This is a genomic window from Streptomyces qinglanensis (assembly GCF_900111245.1).
Lineage (GTDB): Bacteria > Actinomycetota > Actinomycetes > Streptomycetales > Streptomycetaceae > Streptomyces > Streptomyces qinglanensis.
Map to the genome: position 1 here is coordinate 118,981 of NZ_FOGO01000019.1, position 18,484 is coordinate 137,464.

Annotated in this window: 15 protein-coding genes; 7 read left to right on the plus strand and 8 right to left on the minus strand. The window is 71.6% G+C overall.

What is annotated here, in order from left to right:
* Positions 1–99: 99 nt before the first annotated feature.
* Positions 100–1,617 carry a tRNA (N6-isopentenyl adenosine(37)-C2)-methylthiotransferase MiaB gene (miaB, locus tag BMX65_RS29350; RefSeq protein WP_075003386.1) on the minus strand — a complete coding sequence of 506 codons (1,518 nt, stop codon included), beginning with the start codon at positions 1,615–1,617 and terminating at the stop codon, positions 100–102.
* 82 nt (positions 1,618–1,699) lie between these two features.
* Positions 1,700–2,167 (minus strand): ATP-binding protein, encoded by a 468-nt coding sequence (locus BMX65_RS29355; protein WP_075003387.1) that lies wholly within the window; start codon positions 2,165–2,167, stop codon positions 1,700–1,702.
* Between the two features lie 303 nt (positions 2,168–2,470).
* Here BMX65_RS29355 and BMX65_RS29360 point away from each other — a divergent pair, with 303 nt between their 5' ends.
* Positions 2,471–3,505: a TAXI family TRAP transporter solute-binding subunit gene (locus BMX65_RS29360; RefSeq protein WP_398764147.1), complete on the plus strand. Its 1,035-nt coding sequence runs from the start codon at positions 2,471–2,473 to the stop codon at positions 3,503–3,505.
* A 51-nt stretch (positions 3,506–3,556) separates the two neighbouring features.
* Positions 3,557–6,631, plus strand: a complete 3,075-nt coding sequence (locus BMX65_RS29365; protein WP_075003389.1) for an alpha-mannosidase — start codon at positions 3,557–3,559, stop codon at positions 6,629–6,631.
* Here BMX65_RS29365 and BMX65_RS29370 read toward each other — a convergent pair.
* A complete protein-coding gene (locus BMX65_RS29370; RefSeq protein ID WP_075003390.1) occupies positions 6,597–8,024 on the minus strand; it encodes a sensor histidine kinase in 1,428 nt (475 codons plus the stop codon). The two genes, BMX65_RS29365 and BMX65_RS29370, sit on opposite strands and share 35 nt — an antisense overlap.
* Positions 8,025–8,046: 22 nt before the next feature.
* A complete protein-coding gene (locus tag BMX65_RS29375; protein ID WP_075003391.1) occupies positions 8,047–8,772 on the minus strand; it encodes a response regulator transcription factor in 726 nt (241 codons plus the stop codon).
* A 383-nt stretch (positions 8,773–9,155) separates the two neighbouring features.
* Here BMX65_RS29375 and BMX65_RS29380 point away from each other — a divergent pair, with 383 nt between their 5' ends.
* From BMX65_RS29380 to BMX65_RS29400, 5 genes are all read left to right on the plus strand, one after another.
* Positions 9,156–9,941 carry an amino acid ABC transporter ATP-binding protein gene (locus BMX65_RS29380; protein ID WP_075003392.1) on the plus strand — a complete coding sequence of 262 codons (786 nt, stop codon included), beginning with the start codon at positions 9,156–9,158 and terminating at the stop codon, positions 9,939–9,941.
* Between the two features lie 139 nt (positions 9,942–10,080).
* The gene (locus tag BMX65_RS29385) at positions 10,081–10,992 is read left to right on the plus strand and encodes a glutamate ABC transporter substrate-binding protein (RefSeq protein ID WP_075003427.1); all 912 of its coding nucleotides are present in this window, start codon (positions 10,081–10,083) and stop codon (positions 10,990–10,992) included.
* Between the two features lie 161 nt (positions 10,993–11,153).
* Positions 11,154–11,801 (plus strand): amino acid ABC transporter permease, encoded by a 648-nt coding sequence (locus tag BMX65_RS29390; RefSeq protein WP_019359926.1) that lies wholly within the window; start codon positions 11,154–11,156, stop codon positions 11,799–11,801.
* Entirely contained in the window at positions 11,798–12,703 is a 906-nt protein-coding gene (locus BMX65_RS29395) for an amino acid ABC transporter permease (protein ID WP_075003393.1), read from the plus strand. Before BMX65_RS29390 ends, BMX65_RS29395 begins: the two co-directional genes overlap by 4 nt.
* 214 nt (positions 12,704–12,917) lie before the next feature.
* On the plus strand, positions 12,918–14,603 hold the full coding sequence (locus BMX65_RS29400) for an FAD-dependent monooxygenase (protein ID WP_075003394.1): 1,686 nt from the start codon (positions 12,918–12,920) through the stop codon (positions 14,601–14,603).
* A 139-nt stretch (positions 14,604–14,742) separates the two neighbouring features.
* Here the strand turns inward: BMX65_RS29400 and recX are convergent, their stop codons facing one another.
* From recX to BMX65_RS29420, 4 genes are all read right to left on the minus strand, one after another.
* Positions 14,743–15,369, minus strand: coding sequence for a recombination regulator RecX (gene recX / locus BMX65_RS29405; RefSeq protein ID WP_398764275.1), 627 nt, complete (start codon positions 15,367–15,369; stop codon positions 14,743–14,745).
* A gap of 93 nt (positions 15,370–15,462) precedes the next feature.
* Positions 15,463–16,620, minus strand: a complete 1,158-nt coding sequence (recA, locus tag BMX65_RS29410; RefSeq protein ID WP_075003395.1) for a recombinase RecA — start codon at positions 16,618–16,620, stop codon at positions 15,463–15,465.
* Positions 16,621–16,876: 256 nt separating this feature from the next.
* Positions 16,877–18,169 carry an AI-2E family transporter gene (locus tag BMX65_RS29415; protein WP_420856803.1) on the minus strand — a complete coding sequence of 431 codons (1,293 nt, stop codon included), beginning with the start codon at positions 18,167–18,169 and terminating at the stop codon, positions 16,877–16,879.
* A gap of 43 nt (positions 18,170–18,212) precedes the next feature.
* On the minus strand, positions 18,213–18,407 hold the full coding sequence (locus BMX65_RS29420) for a DUF3046 domain-containing protein (RefSeq protein WP_075003397.1): 195 nt from the start codon (positions 18,405–18,407) through the stop codon (positions 18,213–18,215).
* Positions 18,408–18,484: the final 77 nt, after the last annotated feature.

The following is an 18,484-nucleotide window of genomic DNA, read 5'->3' on the forward strand; positions in this document are numbered from 1 at the left end:
CCGTCCGGCGACCGCCCGGCCGGCCGGGGAGGGCCGGTGGTTTCCCGGCCCTCCCCGGCACTCGGTATTCGGTGTCCGCTCGGCGCGGGCCGCAGCAGCTCAGCCCAGGCCGCAGCCACCGGTGGCGACCGGAAGCGGATCGGGGGCGCCGACGGTGGGCAGCCCGAGCATGACGCCGTTGCCCTGCTGCTCCTGCGGCGCGGAGGTGCGCCGCTCCCAGGCGTCGCCCGCACGCGTGCGGCGCACGGCCCTGGCGGGTCCCTCGGCGAGCAGATGATGGGGGGCCGCGTAGGTGATGTCGACGGTCACGACGTCTCCGGGCCGCACCGGCTCCTCGGGCCGGGTGAAGTGCACCAGCCGGTTGTCGGGGGCACGTCCGGACAGCCGCCGGGTGGCGTCGTCCTTGCGGCCCTCGCCCTCGGCGACCATCAGCTCCAGCGTGCGGCCGACCTGCTTCTTGTTCTCCTCCCAGGAGATCTCCTCCTGGAGTGCCACCAGGCGCTCGTAGCGCTCCTGCACGACCTTCTTGGGGATCTGGTCGGGCATCTCGGCGGCGGGAGTGCCGGGGCGCTTGCTGTACTGGAAGGTGAACGCCTGCGCGAACCGGGCCTCGCGCACCACGTGCAGCGTCTCGGCGAAGTCCTCCTCGGTCTCGCCGGGGAAGCCGACGATGATGTCGGTCGAGAGCGCGGCCTCCGGAATGGCGGCGCGGACCTTCTCGATGATCCCGAGGAAGCGCTCCTGCCGGTAGGAGCGCCGCATCGCCTTGAGGACGCGGGAGGATCCGGACTGCAGGGGCATGTGCAACTGCGGCATCACGTTGGGCGTCTCCGCCATGGCGGCGATCACGTCGTCGGTGAAGTCGCGGGGGTGGGGCGAGGTGAAGCGGACGCGCTCGAGTCCGTCGATCCGGCCGCACGCGCGCAGCAGCTTGCTGAACGCCTCGCGGTCGCCGATGTCGGAGCCGTAGGCGTTGACGTTCTGGCCGAGCAGGGTGATCTCGCTGACGCCCTCGTCGACCAGCGCTTCGATCTCGGCGAGGATGTCGCCGGGGCGGCGGTCCTTCTCCTTGCCCCGCAGCTGCGGGACGATGCAGAAGGTGCAGGTGTTGTTGCAGCCCACCGAGACCGAGACCCACGCCGCGTAGGCGCTCTCGCGGCGGGTGGGCAGGGTGGAGGGGAATGCCTCCAGCGACTCGGCGATCTCGACCTGCGCCTCGTCCTGCAGCCTGGCGCGCTCCAGCAGCACGGGCAGCTTGCCGACGTTGTGGGTGCCGAAGACGACGTCGACCCAGGGAGCCTTCTCGACGATGGTGTCCCGGTCCTTCTGGGCCAGGCAGCCGCCGACCGCGATCTGCATCCCCGGGCGCGCGGCCTTCTTCGGGGCGAGCTGGCCGAGATTGCCGTAGAGCCGGTTGTCGGCGTTCTCGCGCACGGCGCAGGTGTTGAAGACGACGACGTCCGCCGCGTCGGTGCCCTGGGGGGCGCGGACATATCCGGCACCCTCCAGCAGTCCCGCCATCCGCTCGGAGTCGTGGACGTTCATCTGACACCCGAAGGTGCGTACCTCGTACGTCCCCTTGACGTCCGCTGCCTGACTCCGGTCGCTACTGCTCATGCGACAAGGGTAGGCGTTCGCACGGGCGGCCTCGGCCGCGTGAGGGCACGTCGCAGGCACTGGCCCAGGAGTGTGACGCACCTCACCCTGCGCCGGGTTCGGCAGGGAGGCGAAGCGTCGCCCACACCGCGTTGCCGCCGGTCGCGGACGAGGGCCGCACACCCCAGTCCGCCGCCAGGGCCGCCACGATGCACAGGCCCCGGCCGCCCTCGTCGGCCGCCTCGCTGTTCTTCAACCTCGGGCGGTCGTCACCCTCCGCGTGGTCGTGCACCTCGATCCGCAGCAGCGCGGCAGCGGGCGTCTCCCCGGACGCCAGAGTGGCCCGGCACAGGAGTTCGGCATCGGGCAGGCAGCGGGTGTGCACGACGGCGTTGGTGGTCAGCTCGGACAGCAGCAGCACGGCGTCGTCCGCGGCGTCGGCGGATATCGGCGGGTCCCCCCGCTCCCGCAGCCAGCCGGTGAAGGCCAGGCGCGCGCGGGCGATGTGCTGCTCCCGCGCGGGGAGACGCAACTGCCAGGTCGGATCCTCCACGTGACCGGGTGGCGCCACCGCGGAGGGACTGCCGGCGGACGCTGGAGACGCCGGCGTGGAGGCTGCTGCGGGATCCCTGCGAGCGGGGGCGGCGTACACGTGGAGGCGCCTTCCGTCGAGCTGGTCCCGGCCCCGCGGAAGGGCCGTGACGCGCGTGGTCTGACCGTCACTATGGCCCCTGCAGTTCCACTCAGCAAGCGACAGTGTGAAATTTGCAGTTCGCGAATCGGCGGGTTCGCACACGGCAGTTGGGCCGGGAGGCGGCCCGGGGTGACGCCCGCCACTCCCTTCCCGGCCGCGGGGCTGGCAGTATCCCCTTCCATGGCCAGCCTGCGTCCGCGAACGGTGTCCCGTCCGATGCGCCGCCCGGGCGGCTCCGGCACCGGTCGGCGACGCCTGCTGTGGGCCTCGGCAGCGGTGCTCGTGGTCTGCGGGCTGCTGGTGTGGTGGCTGCGGCCGTCGCCCTCGCCCGCACCCGGCGGAAAGATCACTTTCGCCACCGGGGTGCGCACCGGTGTGTACGAGCGCTACGGCACCCTGTTCAAGAAACGGCTGGACCGGGATCTGCCCCGGGTCGACCTGACGCTGCAGCACAGCGAGGGATCGGTGCAGAACCTCGGCCGGATCGTCTCCGGAGAGGCCGACTTCACGATCACCGCCTCCGACGCGCTCGCCGCCTACCAGGAGAAGGGCGGCAAGGACGCCTCTCACATCCGGGCCTGTGCCCGGCTCTACGACGACTACATGCACCTGGTCGTGCCCCGGGACTCGCCGGTCGACAGCGCCGAGGACCTCAAGGGGCTGCGCGTCGGAGTGGGTGAGAAGCGCTCCGGGGTCGCCCTGGTGACCCGCAGGCTGCTGAAGGCCGCGGGGCTCGACATGGACCACGACGTGCACGCCGTGCGCAAGGGCATCGACCGCATGCCCGACCTGCTCTCCGCGGGCGAGCTGGATGCGTTCTTCTGGTCGGGCGGGCTGCCCACGGGTGCGATCGAGCGCCTGGCGGAGCGGACGGACATCCGGCTGGTGCAGCTCGGCGACCTGCTCCCCCGGCTGCACGAGCAGCGCCCCGACATGCGCTACTACCGTGCGGCCGTGATGGCACCCGACGCCTATCCCACCGTGCAGCGCGGCCGGTCCGTCAAGACGGTGGCCATCGCCAACCTGCTGGTGACCATGGACCGCACCGACGCGGCGCTGACAGAGGGCATCACCCGCTCCGTCATCAAGAGCAGGGACCAGATCGGACGCGAGGTGCACGCGGCGCAGAAGGTCGACCTGCGCACCGCGATCTACACCGACCCCGTGCCGCTGCACGAGGGAGCCCGCCGCTACTACCGCTCGGCCAAACCCTGACCGGAAGTCGCCGCCGGCACCAGGCCCCGACCCCCACCGAGGAGCCGCCCGATGCATGACGACCACCGCACCGTCGAGGACCGGCTGCGCCGGGTGCTGGAGGAGCGCGTACGGCCCGCCGTCCACACCTCCGCACTGCCGCTGACCGTCGCACGCTGGGAGGCGCCGGGAGAGCCGGTGCCCGCGGCGGACGGCGTCTCGGCGCCCTACCGGCCGGCGGCGGTGGGCGAGACCTGGGGACCGGCCTGGGGCACGACATGGTTCCGGGTGACGGGCCGGGTGCCGCACACCTGGGCGGGCCGCACCGTGGAGGCCGTGCTGGATCTGGGCTTCGAGCGGGACATGCCGGGCTTCCAGTGCGAGGGACTGGTGCACCGGGCGGACGGCGAGCCCGTCAAGGGACTGCACCCGCGCAACTCCTGGGTGCGACTGGCGGAGCCGGCAGCCGGCGGTGAGGAGGTCGAGCTGTACATCGAGGCGGCCTCGAATCCGATCCTCAACACGCCGCAGACACCGACCCTCCAGGGCGACGTCCGCACAGCGGACAGCGCCCCGCTGTACCGGCTGGCGCGGATGGACCTCGCGGTCTTCGAGCCGCAGGTGTGGGAGCTGGCCCTGGACCTGGAGGTGGCGGACTCCCTGATGCGCGAGCTGCCGCCGGCGGACGCCCGCCGCTGGGAGCTGCTGCGCGCCCTGGAGCGGGCCCTGGACGCGCTGGACCTCGCCGACGTGCCCGGCAGCGCGGATCGGTCGCGGGAGCGGCTGGTGGCGGCGCTCAGCGCTCCCGCACGGGCCTCGGCGCACCGGATCAGCGCGGTGGGACACGCGCACATCGACTCGGCGTGGCTGTGGCCGCTGCGCGAGACGGTGCGCAAGGTGGCCCGGACCTCCTCCAACATGGTCGCGCTGATGGACGAGCATCCCGACTTCGTCTTCGCCATGTCGCAGGCCCAGCAGTTCGCCTGGCTCAAGGAACACCGGCCCGAGGTGTACGCCAAGGTCGCGCGCAAGGTCGCCGAGGGCCGGTTCGTCCCGGTGGGCGGTATGTGGGTCGAGTCGGACACCAACATGGTGGGCGGGGAGGCGATGGCGCGGCAGCTCGGCTACGGGAAGAAGTTCTTCCTGGAGGAGTTCGGCATCGAGACGAAGGAGGTGTGGCTGCCCGACTCCTTCGGATACACCGCCGCGCTGCCGCAACTGGTGAAGCTCTCCGGTTCCGACTGGTTCCTGACCCAGAAGATCTCCTGGAGCAGCACCAACCCCTTCCCGCACCACACCTTCTGGTGGGAGGGCATCGACGGCACCCGGGTCTTCACCCACTTCCCGCCGGTCGACACCTACAACGCGACGCTCAGCGGCGAGGAGCTGGCGCACGCGGCGCGCAACTTCCGCGAGAAGGGCGCCGCCTCGCGCTCCCTGGTCCCGTTCGGCCACGGCGACGGCGGCGGGGGCGCGACCCGCGAGATGCTGGGGCGCGCGGCGCGTACGCGTGATCTGGACGGCTCACCGCGGGTCACGGTCGAGAAGCCCGCCGCGTTCTTCGAGAAGGCGCGCGAGGAGTATCCGGACGCACCGGTGTGGCAGGGCGAGCTCTATCTGGAGCTGCACCGGGGCACCTACACCTCGCAGGCCGCCACCAAGCAGGGCAACCGGCGTGCGGAGTCCCTGCTGCACGAGGCCGAGCTGTGGGCGGCCACGGCCGCTGTGCGCACCGGGTACGTCTATCCGTACGCGCGGCTGGAGGAACTGTGGAAGACGGTGCTGCTGCACCAGTTCCACGACATCCTGCCGGGATCGTCCATCGCCTGGGTGCACCGCGAGGCCCGCCGGACGTATGCGCGGGTCGCCGGGGAGCTGACGGGGATCGTCGAGGAGGCCCAGCGGGCGCTCGCCGGGCGCGGGGAGCGCGGAGTCGTCTTCAACGGCTCCCCGCACGCCCGCCGCGGCGTCCCGGCGGGCGGCGCCCGGCCGGCCGCCGAGGACAGCGCCGCGCACCGGAACGGCGCCGGGGGCGAGGAGACCGTGACCGTGACCGAGCGGGGGCGCGGAGGCTGGACGCTGGACAACGGGCTGGTGCGGGTGGAGGTGGACGGCCGCGGACTGGTCGTCTCCGCGTACGACCGGCGCGCCCGGCGGGAGGCCGTGGCCCCCGGCTGCCCGGCCAACCTCCTCCAGCTCCACCCCGATCTGCCCAACCACTGGGACGCCTGGGATGTCGACGCGTTCTACCGGCACTCGGCCACCGATCTCACGCACGCCGACGACGTGACCCTCTCCGCGGCGGACGGCCGCAGCGCCACCGTCCGGGCCCGCCGCTCCTTCGGCAGCTCGACCGCGGTGCAGTCGGTGACGCTGCGCGCGGGCAGCCCCCTGCTGCTGATGGAGGCCGACATCGACTGGCACGAGAGCGAGAAGCTGCTCAAGGCGGCGTTCCCGCTGGATGTGAAGGCCGACCGGTCGGCTGCCGAGACCCAGTTCGGGCACGTCTTCCGGCCCACCCACACCAACACCACCTGGGAGGCGGCGAAGTTCGAGATCTGCGCCCACCGCTGGCTGCACGTGGAGGAGCCGGGCTGGGGCGCGGCGCTGGTCAACGACTCCACCTACGGGCACGACGTCACCCGGGACATCCGCGCCGACGGCGGGCAGACCACCACGGTGCGGCTGTCGCTGCTGCGCGCGCCCCGCTATCCGGACCCGGAGACGGACCAGGGGCGCCACCGGATGCGCTACGGGCTGGTGCCGGGCGCGACCCTGGGGGACGCGGTGCGCGAGGGGCACTGGCTCAACCTGCCCGAGCGGAGCGTGCCGGGGGGCGGGAGCCCCGTCGCGCCGCTGGTCGCGCTCGACGGCGGACAGAGCGACCAGATCGTCGCCGAGACGGTGAAACTGGCGGACGACGGCAGCGGCGACGTGGTCGTGCGGCTCTACGAGTCGCTGGGCGGCCGGGCGGCCACGCTGCTGGCGCCCGGCTTCCCCGTCACGTCGGTGACCGAGACGGACCTGCTGGAGCGGCCACTGGCCGAGCCGCGGGCGCACCACACGGTGGAGGAGGCAGGGGTCCGGGTGACACTGCGGCCCTTCCAGATCCTCACGCTGCGTCTGGGGCGTTCCGGGGAACGGTGATCAGCACCCGCAGCCCCCGCGGCTCGTGGTGCGCGAAGGACAGTCCGGCACCGCCCCCGGCGAGCAGGGCGCGGGTGATGGAGAGGCCCAGGCCCGAGCCGGAGACGTTCTGGTGGCGGCCGCTGCGCCAGAAGCGGTCGCCCACGCGCTCCAGCTCCTCGTCGGTCAGGCCGGGACCGCCGTCGGCCGTCTCCACCGTCACGCTGTCGCCCTCCGCGCGGACGGTGACCGTGACGGTGCCGCCTTCCGGGGTGAACTTCACCGCGTTGTCGACCACGGCGTCCAGCCCGCTGGAGAGCGCCACCGGATCGGCCCACCCGGTCGCCGCCGTCTGCCCCTCGAGCCGCAGTTCCACTCCGCTGTGCTCCGCGGTGGGCCGCCAGGCGGCGACCCGCTCGGCAGCGACCTCGGCGACGTCGGTGAGCTGGACATGCGCGCTGCCGGCGTGCTCGGCCAGTGCCAGGTCGAGCAGGTCGTCCAGCACCCGCGCCAGCCGCTTGCCCTCCGCCCGCACGGACGCCATCTCCTCGTTGCCCTCGGGAAGCTCCAGCGCGAGCAGCTCGATACGCAGCAGCAGCGCCGAGAGCGGATTGCGCAACTGGTGCGAGGCGTCGGCGACGAAGGCGCGCTGCTGCTCCAGCACGCTCTCCAGATTGCCGGCCATCTCGTTGAAGGAGTGCGCCAGTCTGCGCAGCTCCGGCGGTCCCACCGAGGCGACGACGCGCGAGGTGAGCTTTCCGGTGGCGATCTCGTGGGCGGCCCGGTCCAGGGTGCGTACCGGCTTGAGCACCCACCCGGTCAGCCGCAGCGCGGCACCGAGGGCCAGCAGCATGGCGGCCGCCTCCCCGACGGCGATGGCCAGCCACCCGCGCAGGGTCCGCGACCGCATCGGTCCGGTGGGCGAGTCGGTCAGCACCACCGCGGCCACGTCGCCGTCCCGGATGACGGGAGAGGCGACAGCGATCCGGCCGTCGCTCTGCCAGGGCCACACCTGCGGCGGGTCGTGGCTGCGGCGCCCGGCCAGTGCCTCGGCGAAGGCGCGTGCGCCGTCGGGTCGCCCCTCCGGCCCGGCCGCCTTGTCCTCGCCGGGTATCCGCCAGCCGGCGGGGGAAGCCGCCATGGTGCGGCCGTCGCGGTAGAAGACGCCGGCACGGATGCCGTAGAGGTCGTGGTAGCGGTCGAGTTCGTGCTGGAGGGTGGCGCGGCGCTCGTCCGGTGCGCTGGTCGCGGTGACGAACTGCGCGAGCGAGGCGAACCGTGCGGTGTCGTCGATCCGGTCGACCACCACCCGCTGCTGCTCGGCCTGCGCCTGGCTCAATGCCAGCGGGAAGCCCAGCGCCAGCAGGACGCCGGCCAGCAGGACGATGAGGAGCGGGAGGAGGCGGGTGCGCACGTCGGGGTTCCGGTCCGGCGGGTCAGTCGGCCCGGGCGGTCATGCGGTAGCCCACCCCGCGCACCGTCTCGATCAGGGTCGGCTGCCGCAGCTTCGAGCGGAGCGAGGCCACATGCACCTCCAGGGTGCGTCCGGTCCCCTCCCAGCTCGTCCGCCAGACCTCGCTGATGATCTGCTCGCGCCGGAAGACGACACCGGGGCGCTGGGCCAGCAGCGCCAGCAGGTCGAACTCCTTGCGGGTGAGCGGTACGGGTGCGCCGTCCACACTGACCTGCCGGGTGGGCAGCTCGATGGTCACCGCACCCAGTCGCAGCGTGCCGCCCGCGTCCGGGCCCTGGGAGACGGTCCGCTCGCCGGGCGGGGGTGCCTCCTCGGCTGCCGTACGGCGGCTGACGGCGTGGATCCGGGCCAGCAGCTCTCCCATGTCGTAGGGCTTGGTCACATAGTCGTCCGCGCCGAGGTTGAGGCCGTGTATGCGGGAGCGCACATCGGCCCGCGCGGTCACCATGATCACGGGAGTGGAGCTGGTCCGGCGGATGCGGCCGCACACCTCGAAGCCGTCCTGGTCGGGCAGGCCCAGGTCGAGCAGGACGACGGCGAAGCCCGGCCCCTCCTGACCGCCCACGAGGAGCTCCTGGAGCGCCTCGGCCCCGCTGCGTACATGGGTGACCTCGAAGCCGTGCCGCGCCAGCACGGCGGAGAGCGCCGCGGCGACGCGGTCGTCGTCCTCGACGAGCAGCAGTCTCACCGGGCACCTCCTGTTCTCCCACCGCCTCCGGCGAACGAGTCCAACAGTGCATCCACGCTGATCGGCGCGGGTGAGTCAAGGGCTCCCCGGGACCGCGCGGGCATCCGTTATACAGCCGGTACGACGACCGTCAGGCGGCCGTCATGCCGGCCGCCGCCGGGACCGCACACCGGCCCCACGCGGACCCGACCGGACCCGGGCGAGCCGCGGAGGGCAGCCGTGGCGAGGCCACGGGAGAACCGATCGGTCCCCCCTTGCCCTCTATACCCACTGTGCCGGGTTGCGGCCGGATCGTTATGCTCAATTTCAGCTCAGATGTAATGACGCTTCTCGCAGCCGCTCACTAAGGTCCTCGCAACCGACGAGGACGGAGCTGGACGTCGATGAGCGAAGTATCGGTGACCAAGGACGCAGGCGGTCCCGAGCCCGCGACCGACAAGCTGGTCGTACTGGACAACATCAACAAGCACTTCGGTGCGCTGCACGTCCTCCAGGACATTGACCTGACCATCGCGCGCGGCGAGGTCGTCGTCGTCATCGGCCCCTCGGGGTCGGGCAAGTCCACCCTGTGCCGCACCATCAACCGGCTGGAGACGGTCGACTCGGGCAGCATCACGATCGACGACAAGCCGCTGCCCGAGGAGGGCAGGGAACTGGCGAAGCTCCGTGCCGACGTCGGCATGGTCTTCCAGTCCTTCAACCTCTTCGCGCACAAGACGGTGCTGGAGAACGTCACGCTGGGCCAGACCAAGGTCCGCAGGACGGACAAGCAGACGGCGGAGCAGAAGGGCCGCGCACTGCTGGACCGGGTCGGCGTCGGCAACCAGGCCGACAAGTACCCCGCGCAGCTCTCCGGCGGCCAGCAGCAGCGCGTCGCGATCGCCCGGGCCCTGGCGATGGACCCGAAGGTCATGCTCTTCGACGAGCCGACCTCGGCCCTCGACCCCGAGATGATCAATGAAGTCCTGGAGGTCATGCAGCAACTGGCCCGGGACGGAATGACCATGGTCGTCGTCACCCATGAGATGGGCTTCGCGCGTTCGGCGGCGAACCGCGTGGTCTTCATGGCGGACGGCCGGATCGTGGAGGAAGCCACCCCGGAGCAGTTCTTCAGCAACCCGCGCAGCGACCGCGCCAAGGACTTCCTCTCGAAGATCCTGCACCACTGAGCTGTCACCGCTTGCCATGTGACCCCGTATGACCCCGTATGACCCTGTATCCACCGCCCGCTCCGGCAGCGCCGCGCAGCCGGACGGGCAGCGCCTCGGCACACCGGGCCAACGACTTCTCGAGCAAGGGATGTTCACCATGAAGTTCCACAAGACCGCCGCGGCCGCAGCCGCCGTCCTGGCCCTCGCCGCCACCGCGGCCTGCGGTGGCAAGGAGGGCTCCGCGGGCGACAAGCCCAAGGACCAGACGGACGAGAAGGCGCTCCCCACCTACGAGGTCGCCAAGGACGTCGACGTCGACTCGGCCGTCCTGAAGAAGGCCCAGAAGCGCGGGAAGATCGTCATCGGCGCCAAGGCCGACCAGCCCTACCTCGGCTTCCAGGACCAGTCGACCAAGAAGTACTCCGGCTTCGACATCGAGATGGCCAAGATGATCGCGGCCGACCTGGGCTTCACGCCCAAGCAGATCGAGTGGAAGACCGTCGACTCCGGCGCCCGCGAGACCACGGTCTCCAAGGGCGACGTCGATCTGATGATCGGCACCTACACGATCAACGACGAGCGCAAGAAGCAGATCGACTTCGCCGGCCCGTACTTCCACGCCGGCGCCTCGCTGCTCGTCCGCAAGGACGAGAAGGAGGTCACCGGACCGGAGTCGGTCAAGGACAAGAAGGTCTGCTCCATCGTCGGCTCGACGCCGCTGCAGGTCATCAAGAAGCCCAAGTACGGCGCCAAGGTCACCGAGCTGAGCAAGTACTCCGAGTGCGTCTCGCAGCTCCTCGACGGCCAGGTCGACGCGGTCACCACGGACGACGCGATCCTCATGGGCTACGCCGCGCAGAACTCCGGCAAGCTCAAGGTCGTCGGCAAGCCCTTCTCCGACGAGCCCTACGGCGTCGGCCTGAAGAAGGGCGACGCGGCACTCCGGAAGGCCGTCGCCGACTCGATCAAGAAGCACGAGGACAACGGCGACTACAAGAAGGCGTACGACGCGACGCTGGGCAAGTCCGGCTCCAAGTTCAAGACGCCGCCCGAGATCACCGAGAAGTGATGCCGCACGCCCCGCTCCCCGGCACCGGTGCCGCGTGGGGCGGGGCGTGGTGTTGCGGGCCCACCGCCCGCCCTTCCCGGTGCCTCGTACCCGGCGGGTGACCGCCGGGTGACCGGTCCGGCCCTTCCCGCCGTCCCTACGCGACTCCTCGCGGAGAATTCATGAACGTACTGCTCGACAACCTGGCGCTGTTCCGCGAGGGATTCCTCGGCACGCTGTGGCTGACGGTCGTCAGCGCGCTGCTCGCCGTGGTACTCGGACTGCTGATCGCGGGCTTCCGGGTCTCGCCGGTTCCTCCGCTGCGCATCTTCGGCACACTCTGGGTGAACGTGCTGCGCAACACCCCGCTGACGCTGTTGTTCCTGGTGGCGTTCTTCGTGGTGCCCAAGGTGCTCTTCCCCGGCGTCGACTCCTTCGTCCTCGCTGTCTGCGCCTGCGGCTTCTACACCTCGTCCTTCGTCGCCGAGGCCGTCCGCTCCGGCATCAACACCGTGCCGATGGGCCAGGCCGAGGCGGCCCGCGCCATCGGTATGACGTTCACCCAGACGATGCGGATCGTGGTGCTCCCCCAGGCCACGCGCTCGGTCATCCCCCCGCTGAGCAGCATATTCATCGCGTTGACGAAGAACACCGCGGTCGCCGGTGCCTTCGACAACGTCGACCTGTTCAACATCCAGAAGACCCTGAGCAACGACGGCTACGACATCGCCGTGATCTTCATCTGGATCACCCTCGGCTATCTGGTCATCACCTACGCCATCAACGGCCTCTTCCGGCTGCTGGAGAAGGGTCTGGAGGTCGCCCGATGAGCGCGAGCGTCCTGTTCGACGCGCCCGGCCCGAAGGCGCGGTTCCGCAACCTCGTCTACTCGGTCGTCGGCAGCATCGGTCTCGCCGCCCTGATCGCCTGGGTCTGCTACCGGCTCTACGACAAGGGGCAGTTCGCGGGCGAGCTGTGGGACATCTTCAACTACGCGGGCATCCGGGAGAACATCCTCGAGGCCCTGCTGTCCACCTTGAAGGTCTTCGCACTGGCGGGCGTCTTCTCCCTGGTCTTCGCGGTGCTGCTGTGCGTGGCCCGGCTTTCCGACCACAAGCCGGTGCGCTGGGTGGCGGTCGTCTTCATCGACCTGTTCCGGTCGATCCCCCTGCTCATCACGATCTTCGCACTGTGGGTGGGCATCCTCGGCCACATGACGCCCATGTGGGCGCTCGTGCTGGGCCTGACCATCTACAACGGCTGCGTCCAGGCCGAAGTGCTGCGGGCCGGAGTCAACTCGGTACCCAAGGGCCAGGTCGAGGCGGCCTACGCCCTGGGACTGCGCAAGACGCAGGTGACCGCCTCGGTGCTGTTCCCGCAGGCCGTACGCGCCATGCTGCCGTCCATCATCAGCCAGTTGGTGGTCACCCTCAAGGACACCTCGCTGGGCTACATCATCCTCTACCCGGAGCTGCTGTACTCGGCCCGGCTGATCGCCAACAACACCCCGGTCGGCGGCGTCTATCCGACGGTGCAGACAGTCATCGTCTTCGGCGCCATCTACATCTCACTGTGTCTCGCCCTGGCGTGGCTCGCGAAGTTCGTCGAGCGGCGCGGCAGCCGCTCCAAGGCGGGCATCGTGCCTGCCGGGGCGAAGGAGCTCGAGGAGGCCGCGGCCCCGGCAGCTCCCGAGACGAAGGGCCCGGGCGGCGCCGCACCGCCGTCGAAGTGACCCGAGGCGCGACCGGCTGATCCGCACGGCGCCGGCACCGGACGGCCTGTGGCAAGGGCACCCGCCCGTGCCACAGGCCGTCCCTGCGTCCCAGGGCCTCACTTGACGCATGCTCAGGCAATGGGTTGCATACCAGCGTGATCGCGCACCAGGCTCCACCATCGGAGAACCCCGGCCCCCGTCAGCACCACCAGGGCAGTGAGGTCTCCGCACCGTGGACCCGGTGATCGTCGTCGGGGCGGGTCCGGCCGGACTCGCCCTGTCCCTCGCCCTCGCCCGGCACGCCGTCCCCTCCGTGGTCCTGGACTCCACCGACGGCGTCCCTGCGGCCCGCGCGGCCCGCACCTGCCTGCTGCGTCCGGACACCGCCGCCGTCCTGCCCGCCCTGCCCGGACTGCGCTGGCGCTCCTGGCGCACCCGGCGCCGTGCGCAGCCGGTCGAGCGGATCGACCTGCCGCCGGAGCAGGCACCGCTGCACATCGAACAGCACGCGCTGGAGCGGACACTGCGCGGCGCGCTGGCGGACGAGAAGCTGGCCCGGATCGTCACCGGCAGCCATGTGGACCTGCTCGAACAGGATGCCGAGGGTGTCACCGCGCACACCCGGGGCCCCTCCGGCACCTGGTGGCGCGGCAGCTACGCCGTGGGCTGCGACGGCGCACGCTCGACCGTCCGCAAGCTGCTCGGGGTGCGCTTCCCAGGACGCACCTCGGTCGAACGGCACGCGGTCGCCGCACTGCGGGTACGACTGCCCTGGGAAGAAGGGACCTACGACGCGGACGGCCGACGCGGCGACGCCGATGTGGGCAGTGCCCTGCTGCACCGCGACCCGGACGGAGCGCCGGGAGAGGTGACCGCCCGCCCGCTCGCCGACGAGAGATGGCGGCTGGACTGGCTGCTGCCGCCGCGCGGCGACCTGGTCACCCCCGAGGAGATGCTGGAGCGGGTGGCGGAGACGCTCGCGATCTGGTCCGAGGAGTCGGTGAGCTCCGCGGCGCCGGCCCGCAGCGGGTCCGCGGGCGGGCGCGGACCCGGTTCCGGACCGCAGGAACCCGCCCCGCGCGGCGGTGTCGGACCGTACGAACTCGTGGACACCGGTGTGCACACCGTCCACCAGCGGCTGGCCCGGCACTGGCGCGTGCAGCGCGTCTTCCTCGCCGGGGACGCCGCCCACCTGACCGGCGCGCTGGGAGTGCAGTCCGTCGACGAGGGGCTGCGGGACGCGGCCAACCTCGCCTGGAAGCTCGCACTGGCCTGGCACCACGGTCACGGCGCGGCGGCGGACACCCTGCTGGACAGCTACGAGTCGGAGCGGCGGGGTGCCGTGGCCGCCCGGCTGCGCGCCGTCGATCAGACGCTGCCCGTGGTACGGCGCGGCGGCGGGCTGCGTGCGCTGCTCCCGGGCGGGGGTGCGCGCTCCCATCTGGGGCTGCTCACCGACGGCCACTTGGGGCGCGGACTGCTGGGCGCGCCCCCCACCTACGCCCGCACGCCGTTGACGTCTCCGCGCCTGAATGCTGAGACGGTGTCGGTCGGAACGGCCCCCGGGGCGCCCGTTTCCGACGTCCCGGTCACGGCCGCGGACGGTTCCCGCGGCGCGCTGCACGAATGGTTGGGCGGGCCCGGCGGCGAGCTGCTGGTGCTGCTGGTGGCCCCGGGCACCGGCGTATGGGACAGCAAGCACTGGCTGACGGCGGGCATGATGCCCGAACTGGCTTCCGCCGTGGCGGAGCTACCGTTGCGCGCGACGCTGCTGGTCGCCGAGAGCTACCCGGAGGCGGCGGCGCACACGGTGCTGGCGATCCGCGCGGACGGCCATCTCGCAGCGGCATTTCCCGCGGGACGCCCGCACGCGCTGCGGGCCTGCGCGGAGGCGGTGCGCGGAGGCGCGCACACCTGAGGCCACGGCCGCTCCTGCGGCGCGGCACCGTGTGGCGCGCGGTGTGCCGCCCGGGCCGGGTGCGGCAGGTTCGGCAGCGCCCGGTTGCGGCGGGCTGCCGGACCGCCGGCCAGGTTGCCGTCCGGCCCGCTCACCGCCGTCACAGGCCATGGAGATACTCGTCGAGCATCTCCGGGTCCTCGCCCTCCTCCTCGAGCGCCCGCCGGACCACCCGGAGCGCGAGGCCCTCGGAGTACCCCTTGCGGGCCAGCATGCCGACGAGCCGCCGAAGGCGCTTCTCCCGGTCGAGGCCCCTGGTGGAGCGCAGTTTGCGCGCCACCAGGGCGCGGGCGGTCTCCTCCTCGGAGTCGGAGTCGAGCCGGCCGACGGCCTCGTCGATCACGGTGGAGTCCACGCCCTTGGTGCGCAGTTCCCGGGCGAGCGCCCTGCGGGCCAGACCTCTGCTGTGGTGGCGGGAGTCCACCCAGGCGGTGGCGAACGCGGCGTCGTCGATGAGACCGACGTCCTCGAATCGGGCCAGCACCTCCTCCGCCGCCTCCTCGGGCACCTCCCGCTTGCGGAGCGCGTCGGCGAGCTGCCGTCGCGTCCGGGGGGTGCCGGTGAGGAGTCGGAGACAGATGGCCCTGGCCCGCTCCACCGGATCCTTCGGCTCGCCCTCCGCCCCGGGGCCCCGCCCCCCGTCCGGGCCCCGCCCCCGGTTCCGGGACGACGCACGCGATGGTCCCGCTTCGGCCCTCGACGGAGCGGGACCATCGCTGTCCTGGATATCCGCCGGCAGGCCGTCGCCCCAGCGGGCGGAGGCCGGCGGCGGCTCCGGGGAAGGCGTGTACTCCGGCCAGTCGCTGCGCCGTGTCACGAACTAGCTCTTGGCTGCGGCGGCCTTGGACGCCTTGCTCGTCCTGGCCGTCTTGGCCGCCGGCGCCGGGACGCTCTTGGCCGGATCCGTGCCGCTGTCCGCGACGGGGGCTGCCGCGCTGCTGTCCGCGGCATCGGTGCCGGGCTCGCCGGCCGGATCCTGCGGCTGCACGCCGATGCCCAGCTTCTCCTTGATCTTCTTTTCGATCTCGTTGGCGAGGTCGGGATTGTCCCGCAGGAAGTTGCGGGCGTTCTCCTTGCCCTGGCCGAGCTGATCGCCCTCGTAGGTGTACCAGGCTCCGGACTTGCGGATGAAGCCGTTCTCCACGCCCATGTCGATCAGGCCGCCCTCGCGGCTGATGCCCATGCCGTAGAGGATGTCGAACTCCGCCTGCTTGAAGGGCGGCGCGACCTTGTTCTTGACGACCTTGACGCGGGTGCGGTTGCCGACGGCGTCGGTGCCGTCCTTCAGGGTCTCGATGCGGCGGATGTCGAGCCGCACCGAGGCGTAGAACTTCAGGGCGCGGCCGCCCGTGGTGGTCTCCGGCGAGCCGAACATCACGCCGACCTTCTCGCGGAGCTGGTTGATGAAGATCGCGGTGGTCTTGGACTGGTTCAGCGCACCGGCGATCTTCCGCAGCGCCTGGCTCATCAGCCGGGCCTGGAGGCCCACGTGGGAGTCGCCCATCTCGCCCTCGATCTCGGCCCGGGGCACCAGTGCCGCGACCGAGTCGACGATGATCAGGTCCAGCGCGCCCGAGCGGATCAGCATGTCGGTGATCTCGAGGGCCTGCTCGCCGTTGTCCGGCTGCGAGAGGATCAGCGCGTCGGTGTCGACGCCGAGGCGCTTGGCGTATTCGGGGTCCAGCGCGTGCTCGGCGTCCACGAAGGCCACCGTGCCGCCTGCCTTCTGCGCATTGGCCACCGCGTGCAGGGTCAGGGTCGTCTTGCCGGAGGACTCCGGGCCGTAGACCTCGACCACACGACCGCGCGGCAGGCCGCCGACGCCGAGTGCCACGTCCAGGGCGGTCGACCCGGTGGGGATGACCTCGATCGGCTCGTTCGGCCGCTCGCCCATGCGCATCACGGCGCCCTTGCCGAATTGCCGTTCAATCTGTGCGAGCGCGGCGTCGAGCGCCTTCTCGCGGTCGGTTCCTGCCATGGGTGCCACCCGGTTGTTTGCTTGAGTCGATCGCTTCACGTCTCACGACGCTAGCGGCTGCCACTGACAATCGGTCCGGACCCGCGCTCACTGGGCCATGGCCTGAGCGGGCGTGCTCACCGGAGCCTCCATAAGAATCGATGTTCGATTTTTGCGTCAAGTCGCCCCGCACGCCTGTGGAAAACCCGCAGAACCGCAGATGAGGGCGCCGAAGCGACGGGGAAGCGGGCCCGGCGCCGCCGAGGATCCGTCTCGCTCACCGGCCGCGGCGCCACCACCGACTGCCCCCCTCGCCCCCCGCACGACCCTTGTGCCCCTCGTGCCTCTTACGTCCCCCACGTCCCCCACGGTCCTTCCGCCGCCGCGGAAGCGGCCCGTCCCCGTCACCCGGTACGTCGTAGCGCTTCACATACGCGCTGAGGAACCCCTGGAGCGTCGCCGTGGCGGGGATCGCGACCAGCGCGCCCACGACCCCCAGCAGCGAGGTCCCGGCGACCACCGAGCCGAAGGCGACGGCCGGGTGGATGTCCACCGTGCGCGCCGTGATGCGCGGCTGCAGGACGTAGTTCTCCAGTTGCTGGTAGAGCACGATGAACACCAGGACCCACAAGGCGGTCCAGGGGTCCACGGTGAACGCGATCAGCAGCGGCAGCGCCCCGCCGATGTAGGTACCGACGGTGGGCACGAACTGCGAGACCACTCCGACCCAGACCGCCAGCGCGGCGGCATAGGGCACGCCGAGCAGTTCGAGGAAGACGTAGTGCGCACCGCCGGAGATCAACGCCATCAGGGCCCGCGAGTAGAGATAGCCTCCGGTCTTGGCCACAGCGATCTCCCAGGCCCGCAGCACCTCCGCCTGCCGCGCGGGCGGCAGCACCGAGCACAGCGCCACCCGCAGGCGGGGCGCCTCGGCGGCGAAGTAGAAGGTGAACAGGGCGACCGTCAGGAGCTGGAAGACCCCGCCCAGCAGGGTGGCGGAGATCCCCCACACGTTCCGCGCCCCACTGCGCAGGAATCCGCGCGCCCAGTCGGAGTGGACGACCCGGGAGCGCAGCCTGTCGACGTCCAGGTCGGTGCGGAAGTGGGCGTTGCTCCAGCGGAGCACGTCGGAGACATAGCGGGGCAGGTTCTCCACGATGTGGCTGACCTGCTCGACGAAGAGCGAGCCGAGCGCCCCGAAGAACCCCGCCGCGACGGCCAGGAGGACGACGGAGACCAGCGCGGTGGCCGGGCCGCGCCGCACGCCGCGCCGGGACAGACCGGCGACGGCGGGTTCCATGGCCAGCGCCAGGAAGAACGCGATCAGCACGTTCAGCAGCAGACCGAGAACACGCAGGAAGGCCCAGCTGAGGATCTGGTAGGCGGCGAGGAGGCCGAGCGCGAGCACGAAGGCACGGGGCAGCCAGCCCGGCATACCGGAGGCCCGCGCTCTGGGGTGCGGTCCGGGCGGCTCCCCCGAGCCGGTCCCCCCGATCGCCGGGCCGCCGCTCCCGGCTCCGCTCCCGGCGCGACCGTCCCGCTGCCCCTCGTCGTCGCCCGGTGCACCCACCAGGCAAGTTTCGCGCCCGCGGAGACGGCGTCCGGTAAACGACTCACCTCTTGTGCGCGGGGACCTCCATGACGTCGCACACCACGCGCCAGATGTCCTTCGCGTCCCAGCCCGCGGCGAGCGCGTCGTGCACCGTCCGGCCGCCCAGACCGGACATCACATGGTCGTGCGCGAAGGAGTCGGCGTACGACTCGCCGAAGTGCTCCGCCATCCGCTGCCAGAAGTCCGTCAACCGCATGACTCCAGTATCCAGCCCTCAGGGGTCGGCTCTCCCCGACCGCCCGGCGCCCGGGGGCGCGCGGGCCTACCGTCGGG